The sequence below is a fragment of the Pseudoalteromonas sp. T1lg76 genome, assembly GCF_002964725.1.
In the GTDB taxonomy this organism is placed as follows: Bacteria; Pseudomonadota; Gammaproteobacteria; order Enterobacterales; family Alteromonadaceae; genus Pseudoalteromonas.
In genome coordinates, this window is the sequence record NZ_PQCE01000106.1 from 1 (window position 1) to 208 (window position 208).

Here is a 208-nt window from a genome sequence, read left to right on the forward strand (position 1 = left end):
TATCTCAAGAAGAGATGGCTGGAGTACCAGGATTTGAACCTGGGAATGGCGGGATCAAAACCCGCTGCCTTACCGCTTGGCGATACTCCAGCAATAGAGTTTGATGGTTTTAGTTCTCATCAAGAACATGGTGCGGAAGGTGAGACTTGAACTCACACATCCGAAGATACTGGAACCTAAATCCAGCGCGTCTACCAATTCCGCCACT

Annotated in this window: 1 tRNA gene; it reads right to left on the reverse strand. The window is 48.6% G+C overall.

From position 1 onward, the window contains the following. Positions 1-15 precede the first annotated feature (15 nt). Positions 16-90, reverse strand: a tRNA-Gln gene (locus C2M35_RS15420). Between the last annotated feature and the right edge of the window lie 118 nt (positions 91-208).